This window comes from Massiliimicrobium timonense (assembly GCF_002160865.1).
Taxonomy (GTDB): domain Bacteria; phylum Bacillota_I; class Bacilli_A; order Erysipelotrichales; family Coprobacillaceae; genus Allocoprobacillus.
Genome location: NZ_NFLJ01000039.1, coordinates 19,475 through 28,412, shown reverse-complemented (window position 1 = coordinate 28,412; position 8,938 = coordinate 19,475). Strand labels below are relative to the sequence as shown.

Sequence of the window (8,938 nt, the reverse complement as noted above, 5' to 3'; positions counted from 1 at the left end):
AGATATTTTCAAAACCTAAGAAAAAGAATACTTCTGCATCTTGGTTTTAAGTATGACATTATTTAAAAAAGGAAGTAACTGATTCAGTTACTTCCCCTCCACTCTTGACACAGAGCCAAAAAGAACCTGTATCAGGTTCTTAAAGCGATAAATAAGTTTCTACAAGATGATCAACAGTAAATCCATATTTTTCAATGACCACAGCTGCTGGAGCACTTGCTCCAAACTGATTAACAGAAATCACTTTTCCATCTAAACCAGCATATTTATGCCATCCAAAATCACATGCCATTTCAATGACTACACGTTTTCTGATATTTAATGGTAAAACCATTTCTTTATAGGCTTCATCCTGCTCATCAAAAAGTTCCATTGAAGGCATAGAAACCACACGAACATCATGACCTTGTTGATATAAAGCTTCCTGAGCTTTCATTGCTAATTCCAGTTCACTTCCTGTTGCAATCAAAATACCATCTAATTGTCCCTTTTCTTTAGAAACAATGTAAGCGCCATGACAGACATCATCATATGTTGCATGAGTAAAGTTTGTTACATTTTGTCTTGTTAAAATGAGTGCTGTTGGTCGATCATTTGTTTCTATTGCTTTTTTCCATGCTGCACACATTTCATAAGCATCTGCTGATCTGATCACTTGAATATTTGGAATTGAACGTAACATTGCTAATTGCTCTACAGGTTGATGAGTAGGTCCATCTTCTCCTACAGCAATCGAATCATGTGAAAGTGGTAGAATAATTGGTAATTTCATCAAAGAAGACATTCTTAATGCAGCTTTAAAGTAATCACTGAAAACCATAAATCCACCAGCAGCTACTTTTATTCCTTTATGCAATGCCATTCCATTCATAATCGCAACCATTGCAAATTCACGAATACCAAAGAACAAATTACGTCCACCATAATTTTCACAACTGAAACGTTCAGCATTTTTTATAATTGTTTTCGTTGAAGAAGCTAAATCTGCTGTTCCAGATAAAAATGTTGGGTTCTGTGCCGCAATAGCATTAATGAGCTTTTCACTTGTGACACGTGTTGCTTCACTTATTCCATCCTGATATTTTTGCATAAACGCTTCTTCATCAAAAGCATATTCATCATTGATATTTTGAAATAATTCATGATACAAATCTGGATATGCTTCTTTATATGAATCCATCATTTTATTCCATTTATTGTAAGCACGTTTTCCACGATTGAAAACATTCTTTTGAAAATCTTTATAAACTTCATCTGGTATGAAGAATGGATCATATTCATAACCATACTGCTTCTTTGCAAATTGTCCATCTTCTTCACCAAGAGGTGCTCCATGAACTTTACTTGTTCCTTGATTTTGAGAACCAAAACCAATAATCGTATTCACAATAATTAAAGATGGTTTATAAATTTCTTTTTTAGCTTTTTTAATTGCTTTTGCGATGGCTTCATAATCATTACCGTCTTCTACCTTAATGACTTGCCAGTTCATGGCTTCATAACGTTTTTTGACATTCTCGCTAAAAGAGTAATTCAAAGGTCCATCTAAAGTCACATTATTAGCATCATAAAGAACAATCAGTTTACCTAAAGAAAGATGTCCTGCTAAAGAAGATGCTTCATAAGTTACACCTTCTTGCATATCACCATCACCACATAAAACATAGGTATGATGATCAATCACATCATAATCTTTTTGATTGTATCGAGATGCTAAAAAAGCTTCAGCCATTGCCATTCCTACTGCCATAGGAATACCTTGTCCTAAAGGCCCACTAGAAGCATCCACACCATCTGTTAATTCCACTTCTGGATGTCCTGGTGTACAGCTTCCCCATTGTCTAAACTGTTTTAAATCATCCATTGTTAACTGGAAACCAGATAGATGCAATAAACTATATAATAATGAAGATGCATGTCCACTTGCTAAAACAAAACGATCACGATTAAGCCATTGAGAATGTAATGGAAAGACTTTTAATTCTTTTGTAAATAAAGAATATAAAGCAGGAGCAGATCCCAGCACCATTCCCGGATGCCCAGAATTTGCTTTATTAATCATATCTATCCCAAGTGACCTAATTGCTGCAATTGATAGTTCAGATTGATTCATTATCTCATTTTTCCTCCTTATAACACACTAACATTATACACAAAAACATATGAATATCAAACAAGTTTTGACATATTCTAACATTTCTTTGTTTTTTGACGTAGAGAAGGTGTGACATCATGTCCTTGAGGATCGACAACTTTAACATTTTGAAGTTGTTGTTGAAAACCTTTTCTAAACAAACGCAAATATTCCTGGCGTAATTCCTGCTGTCTTTTTTTCTCTTTTTCGCTAAGACCAACTGTTTTGCTTTTTCTGGCAAGTTCATTAATTTCATGAATCATTTCATCAGTTATTTTTTCCATGCTTTCCTCCTCAAAAAGAAAAACCTAAGAGTTTTTTAGATTAATCCCTGGTATATGCAGGTGGGTATCTTGTGTCTAATTTTAGGATCCCTATTCGTGACAGGTTTTCAACACCATTAGACAACAGTCAGATTCCCTTATCTATCGTGTAGGAAATACATATATCTCTTAGGTCAATCACATTATAACATAAAATTTGATTGTGTAAATAGTGAAATCTTTCATTCTATGAAATGTCTTTTACTTCTTTATTGAATTTGTGGCAAAATAGTAAATGAAGTCGCATAATGTTCATCAAATAAATCCCTTAAAGACATTAAATCATCCATTGTTAAAGCATTTAAACAATCAATAAGATCAAAAATCATAATTCCTTCAAAATAATAACGACTAAACATATTCGCAATACTTTCAGGACTATTAAATAAAGATATCATGATACCCATTGTTTTTTTCTTTAAACGTAAAAAATCTTCTTGATGAATATCATATTCATGAATATGTTCTATAAAATAAAGAATCTTTTCTTTTAATCGTTCTGGGTAAAGGGTATCTCCCCCAATTTGTAAAAAACAATAATCTCTTTCCTGGGTAAATTGAGCACTAAAACTATCATTAATTAATTCTTCATTTAACCATTCATCATATAAAGATGAACTTTTTGCAAAGAAAATATCAAGGAATAAATTCATAGCCAGTTCTCTTTTTAAACGTTCTTGAGGCTTTGTTAAAATCGTGTTGATTTTCATGGACACAATGATTTTTGGCATTGTTACATCCATATGTAAAACAGCCTCTTTTTGAGCAACATCTAAAGGTTCGTTCACAACAGCTCTTTGGATTGGATTTTCCTTAGAAAAATGTTTTTGTTGTTGATTGTCTTGAATCAGCTTCATGATTTCATCAGGGTTAATATGACCAACCACAAATAACATCATTTGACTAGGATGATAGAACGTATGATAACATTTTTCTAATGTTGCTTTATCAATAGAAGCAACTGTTTCTACAGTTCCTGCAATATCAATTTTAACAGGATGATGCTGATATAAATTTTGGATACTTCCAAAATAACAACGCCAATCTGGATCATCATCATACATTCCAATTTCTTGGTTAATAATTCCTTTTTCTTTTTCTACATTCTCATCTGTCAAATAAATGTCTTGTACAAAATCAAGTAATAATTCAATACATTCTTTTTCATGACTAGTTGTACTAAATAAATACGCTGTACGTGATGATGATGTGAAGGCATTCGTACTTGCCCCAAGTTTAGCAAATGCTTCACTGGCATCACCATCTTCCATCTCGAACATCTTATGTTCCAGAAAATGGGCAATACCATCTGGAACCTTTATCATGTCTTGTTCATGCAAAGGAACAAAAGTCGTATCTACAGAGCCAAAACGTGTTGAAAATAAACCATAAGTTTTGGAAAAACCTACTTTAGGTAAGAGATAAACTTTTAAGCCATTAGGCATTTCTTCAAAATAAAGTGTTTCTTTAAGTGTTGGATATTTAATGACTTTCATGGAACTCCTTTCCTGTAAGGAAGTAAATTGTATCTAATTCCACCTTTTTAGCAACATCTACAATTTCTTCTAAAGTTACATTCATTAATTTTTCAATATATTCTTCACTTGTTTCACGAATATGTGTAATATCACGATTATAAGCTAAAGCAATCATGCTTCCTGCTTCATCATTTGTTTTTTTCAAGGCATTGACAAGCATTATTTTAGCCAGATACAGCTCATCATTATTAACATGACCAGCTTGGATATCGGCTAATTGCTCTCCAATAAGATGTAATGTTTTACGATAATCATTGGCTTCAATACCTGCATTAACAATCATCATTCCATTAAATGCGTCATAGCTTGAAGACACATAATAACATAAACTATGTTTCTCCCTTACAACCTTAAAAAGGCGTGATTGTGAAAAACCACCAAAAATAGCATTAAATACTGTAAAGGCATAATGAGATGGTGATGTAAAATCACATTGAATCTGATAACCTAGATTTAATTTTGATTGTGTAATATCCTGTTTTTCAATGACTTCAAGTAAATCTTGACGAGGACTTTCAAAAATATAAGCTGAAGGATAATCATGACAATGAGAAGGAAACTTTAAAATACGTTCAAAAACATTGACAATGTCATCAGGTAAATCTCCTACCACATAGACATGTTTTTCATCTTCTTTAATACATTTTTGAAGATATTGATAAAGTTGTTGAGATGTAATGTTTTGAATTTCTTCTTCATATCCTGTACTTGGAATACCTAGCACTTGTCCTCTACCCATGTATTCAAATAATTTGTCTAATGAATAAGAAAATTTATCATCCTTGTTAGCCTGTAGTTTTTCTTGAAGTTCTTTTTTCTTTAATTGCACAATAGATGGATGAAAACCATCATTGTCAAGATAAGGGTGATAAAATAGGTCACTGATTAATTGTAACTGTTTTTCCAGAAGATGTTCTGGTGATGGTAAATAAGCATCATTAACAAAACTTGTCGCAACATTGATAATATGTGATTGCCCTTTCGTTGTAATATGTGTTGATAAACTTGCCCCATAATTTTCATCTAAATAAGTCGCTAAAGACTGTGTCGATGGATAATCTTGAGTGGCTGCCATTAAGACAAATGTCAATAGTGTTCTTATTGTTGTTGTGTCTTTCAATAATGGACTTTGTAATCTTAATGAAATGGTCATTGTTTTAAATTTTTTTGTTGGGATAAGATGTAAAGTATATCCCGCCATTTGATAGACGTTTTCCATAAATAACCTCCAATTCTTATACACATATATTATACTCAAATTTCTACAAATTAAAATAAAAAAGACCAAGAGATTCTCTTGATCTTAACGTTTTCCTTTATCAAACGGTTCTCCCTCAGCACGAGGTGCTGCAGAATGTTTAGAAGTAAAGGCTAATAAAATAAGCGTCGCTACATATGGTATTAATTTATAAGCTGTTGCTGGTAGTGAAAGTGTTGCTAAAAAAGGAATAGATGTATATGTATATGCAATCGTTTTTGTTGCTCCAAAGAAGAAAGCAGCACCTGCAATACGCCAAGGCTTCCAATTCCCAAAAATCAACACAGCTAATGCCAAGAAACCATATCCAGCCACATTACAATTAAATTCGGTACTAATTGGTAAGATATAAATTAATCCCCCAACTCCAGCTAGAAAACCAGAAATCACAACACCTAAATAACGCATTTTATATACACTAATACCAGCCGCATCAGAAGCCTGTGGATTTTCTCCACATGATCTCAGTCGTAAACCAGTCTTTGTTTTCATTAAGAAAACATAAGAAATCACTAAAATCAGTAAACCAATAAAAGTTGTTAAATAACAATTTTTAAAGAATAAATCTCCAAGAATTGGAATTTGTGATAAAATAGGAACTTCTACAATTCTAAATTGATTTTCAAACATGACACTTTGAACACCATCTTGAATTGTCTTTGCAATAAATAAACCAAATGCAGGAGCAAACAAGTTTAAAGCTGTCCCACTAATTGTCTGATCTGCTTTAAGATGAATAGAAGCAAAAGCATGAAGAAGTGAAAAGAGTGCTCCTACAATACCTGAAATAAGTAAAGCGACTAACAATAATGCCTGACCACTCATGATTTGATGTGTCTGCATATAATTCATAAAGAAAACACCAAAGAAACCACCAAGAATCATAATTCCTTCCAGAGCAATATTAATAACCCCACTGCGTTCTGAAAACATACCACCCAAAGCAACAACTAATAACGGGATAGCAAACAATAAAGTTTGGGCAAATAAGAAATAAACAATACTCATGATTCATGCCCTCCTTCTGTTATTTTTTCTTTTTTATTTTTTAACTTACTAAAAATCATTTTAATAAATAAAGTAAACGAACTGAAGTAAATAATAGAAGCTACAATAATATCAATGACTTCAATAGCAATATTTAATGATTGCATGTAGTTTCCACCAACATTAATATATCCAATAAATAAAGCTGCAAAAATACATCCTATTGGATTATTAAATCCTAATAAAGCAACTGGAATCCCATTAAAACCTTCAGCTGGTAATGCTTCGGAAATAGCTAAAGTTTTTCCTGTCCCAGATAAATAAGCAATAGCTCCTCCAACACCAGAGAAAAAACCAGCAATAGCCATTGACATAATAATACATTTTTTCTCATTCATACCAGCATATTTAGCGGCATTTGGATTATAACCACAAGCTTTTAATTCATAGCCAAAAGTTGTCTTATTCATGATAATATAAGCAACAACGCATAATAAAATGGCAATGATAATTCCAAAGTTAATGTTAGAATCAGGGAATATTTTATCAAGACCAAAAGCAGGAATCGCTTTATCAGCAGGAACAGAATAAGATTCAGCACCAGCTGGATTATAAATCGTTGCTTTAATACCTTCAATAACAAGTAACATACCAATATAGTTACACATAATACATGAAATAACAACATTGACATTACGATAAGCTTTCAAGACACCAGGAATAACAGCCCATAAAGCTCCAGCAATTCCTGCAGCAATAATACAAACAAGCCATAAAATAGACTGTGGAATAAAAGTACATTTTAATGCAATGAAAACAGCAGTAAAAGCACCAACAATATATTGTCCCGGAGTTCCAATATTAAATTCACCACATTTAAAAGCAAAGGCTACAGAAAGTCCAGTCATCATAATGGGCACAGCCAAATAGAAAACTTGTCCTAAACTTTTTGCACCACGATAAAAGCCACCTGTTAAAAGTAATTTCAATCCTTCAAGAGCATCTTGTGGATTGGCAATTAAAATAATAACAAATCCAAAAAGAAGTCCTAAAGCAATAGCAATCAAAGATGAAGCAAAAGATTTTGAACCTTCTTTTTTCAATAATAATGAAATTTTATTTTTCATATCCTTCACCTCTCTTTGATCCAGCCATATAAAGTCCTAATTCTTTCACATCAATATCTTTTGGATTTAAATCAGCTACAATTTCACCTTCATACATAACCAAGATACGATCACTGATATTCATGACTTCATCTAATTCCAAAGACACTAATAAAACAGCTTTTCCATCATCACGATGTTTCACTAATTGTGAATGAATAAATTCAATTGCTCCGACATCCAAACCTCTTGTTGGTTGAACAGCAATCAATAAATCAGACTGGCTATCAATTTCTCTTGCAATAATAGCTTTTTGTTGATTCCCTCCAGACATACCTCTAGCAATAGATTTTCCACCTTCACCAGAACGCACATCAAATTTTTGAATCAGTTTATCAGCATAGGCCTTCATTTTATCAAAACGAATAAAGCCATGTTTTTGAAATTCTGGTTTATCATAATTTCTTAAAATCATATTTTCAGCTAAGGAATAATCAAGTACAAGTCCATGTTTATGTCTATCTTCTGGAATATGTGCCATTCCCATATCACTACGTTTACGAATAGAAGCCTTTGTGATATCTTCACCCTTCAAGAAAATATGCCCTTTTTGAATAGGAACCATTCCTGTTAAAGCATAAACAAGTTCACTTTGACCATTGCCATCAATACCGGCAATACAGACAATCTCTCCTCGTTGAACATGGAAGGATATATTCTTAAGTAAATCTTTATGTGCTGTCTTTGGGTGATAAGTCAGATTTTCTACTCTTAAAACTTCATCTCCTAATTGAGGTTCGGCTTTTTCTACATTAAAATTGACTTTTCTTCCAACCATTTTTTCAGATAGTTCTTCCTTAGAAACCTCACTGACATTTACAGTATCAATGTATTTCCCCTTACGTAAAATTGTACAACGATCTGCCACAGCTTTAATTTCGTTTAGTTTATGAGTAATAAAAATAATAGATTTTCCCTCTTTGATAAGTCCCTTCATAATATGCATTAGCTCATCAATTTCCTGTGGTGTTAAAACAGCTGTTGGTTCATCAAAAATTAAAATATCATTATCTCTAAATAACATTTTTAAAATTTCAACACGTTGCTGCATACCAACTGTAATATCTTCAATATAAGCATCAGGATCAACATTGAGATGATACTTCTGTGATAGTTCCATGACTTTTTTACGAGCATCAGCAGTTTTCAGGAAACCAAATTGAGCATCCTCTACGCCTAAGATAATATTCTCTAAAACAGTAAAGTTATGAACAAGTTTAAAATGCTGATGAACCATTCCTATAGCATATTTATTTGCATCATTAGGATTATGAATTTTCACTTCTTGACCATTAATTTTAATTATCCCTTCATCGGGTTGATACAGACCAAATAAAATACTCATCAAGGTTGATTTTCCAGCACCATTTTCCCCTAATAATGCATGAATTTCACCTTGTTTGACTTGTAGATTAATATGATCATTGGCCTTAATACCGGGAAATTCTTTTGTAATATTTAACATTTCTATTGCATAATCCAAAACTCTCACCTCTTTTATATTTACAATATTTTTTAAAAAAGAGTAGGCA

The 8,938-nt window shown here is 32.4% G+C and carries 7 protein-coding genes and 1 other RNA gene; all 8 read right to left on the bottom strand.

Annotated features, from left to right (window positions below; genetic code table 11):
- Positions 1–139: 139 nt before the first annotated feature.
- The 8 genes from tkt to B5E75_RS11845 all read right to left on the bottom strand — a co-directional run bounded on the left by tkt (position 140) and on the right by B5E75_RS11845 (position 8,889).
- Positions 140–2,113: a transketolase gene (tkt, locus tag B5E75_RS11880; protein WP_087359495.1), complete on the bottom strand. Its 1,974-nt coding sequence runs from the start codon at positions 2,111–2,113 to the stop codon at positions 140–142.
- A 77-nt stretch (positions 2,114–2,190) separates the two neighbouring features.
- Positions 2,191–2,418 carry a DUF896 domain-containing protein gene (locus B5E75_RS11875; RefSeq protein WP_087359493.1) on the bottom strand — a complete coding sequence of 76 codons (228 nt, stop codon included), beginning with the start codon at positions 2,416–2,418 and terminating at the stop codon, positions 2,191–2,193.
- Positions 2,419–2,435: 17 nt separating this feature from the next.
- Positions 2,436–2,596: non-coding RNA, 6S RNA (ssrS, locus tag B5E75_RS11870), on the bottom strand.
- A 70-nt stretch (positions 2,597–2,666) separates the two neighbouring features.
- On the bottom strand, positions 2,667–3,953 hold the full coding sequence (yfmH, locus tag B5E75_RS11865) for an EF-P 5-aminopentanol modification-associated protein YfmH (protein ID WP_087359491.1): 1,287 nt from the start codon (positions 3,951–3,953) through the stop codon (positions 2,667–2,669).
- Complete coding sequence (gene yfmF / locus B5E75_RS11860; RefSeq protein WP_087359489.1) at positions 3,940–5,214, bottom strand: EF-P 5-aminopentanol modification-associated protein YfmF; 1,275 nt, start codon at positions 5,212–5,214, stop codon at positions 3,940–3,942. The genes yfmH and yfmF overlap by 14 nt, the downstream gene beginning before the upstream one ends.
- A gap of 84 nt (positions 5,215–5,298) precedes the next feature.
- On the bottom strand, positions 5,299–6,261 hold the full coding sequence (locus B5E75_RS11855) for an ABC transporter permease (RefSeq protein ID WP_087359487.1): 963 nt from the start codon (positions 6,259–6,261) through the stop codon (positions 5,299–5,301).
- Positions 6,258–7,367, bottom strand: coding sequence for an ABC transporter permease (locus B5E75_RS11850; RefSeq protein WP_087359486.1), 1,110 nt, complete (start codon positions 7,365–7,367; stop codon positions 6,258–6,260). The genes B5E75_RS11855 and B5E75_RS11850 overlap by 4 nt, the downstream gene beginning before the upstream one ends.
- Positions 7,357–8,889, bottom strand: coding sequence for an ABC transporter ATP-binding protein (locus B5E75_RS11845; protein ID WP_087359485.1), 1,533 nt, complete (start codon positions 8,887–8,889; stop codon positions 7,357–7,359). The genes B5E75_RS11850 and B5E75_RS11845 overlap by 11 nt, the downstream gene beginning before the upstream one ends.
- Positions 8,890–8,938: the final 49 nt, after the last annotated feature.

Bases quoted from the DNA above. Each gene is read 5' to 3' on its own strand.
- B5E75_RS11855 (WP_087359487.1), bottom strand. From the start codon at position 6,261: ATGAGTATTGTTTATTTCTTATTTGCCCAAACTTTATTGTTTGCTATC.
- B5E75_RS11875 (WP_087359493.1), bottom strand. From the start codon at position 2,418: ATGGAAAAAATAACTGATGAAATGATTCATGAAATTAATGAACTTGCC.
- yfmF (WP_087359489.1), bottom strand. From the start codon at position 5,214: ATGGAAAACGTCTATCAAATGGCGGGATATACTTTACATCTTATCCCA.
- B5E75_RS11850 (WP_087359486.1), bottom strand. From the start codon at position 7,367: ATGAAAAATAAAATTTCATTATTATTGAAAAAAGAAGGTTCAAAATCT.
- tkt (WP_087359495.1), bottom strand. From the start codon at position 2,113: ATGAATCAATCTGAACTATCAATTGCAGCAATTAGGTCACTTGGGATA.
- yfmH (WP_087359491.1), bottom strand. From the start codon at position 3,953: ATGAAAGTCATTAAATATCCAACACTTAAAGAAACACTTTATTTTGAA.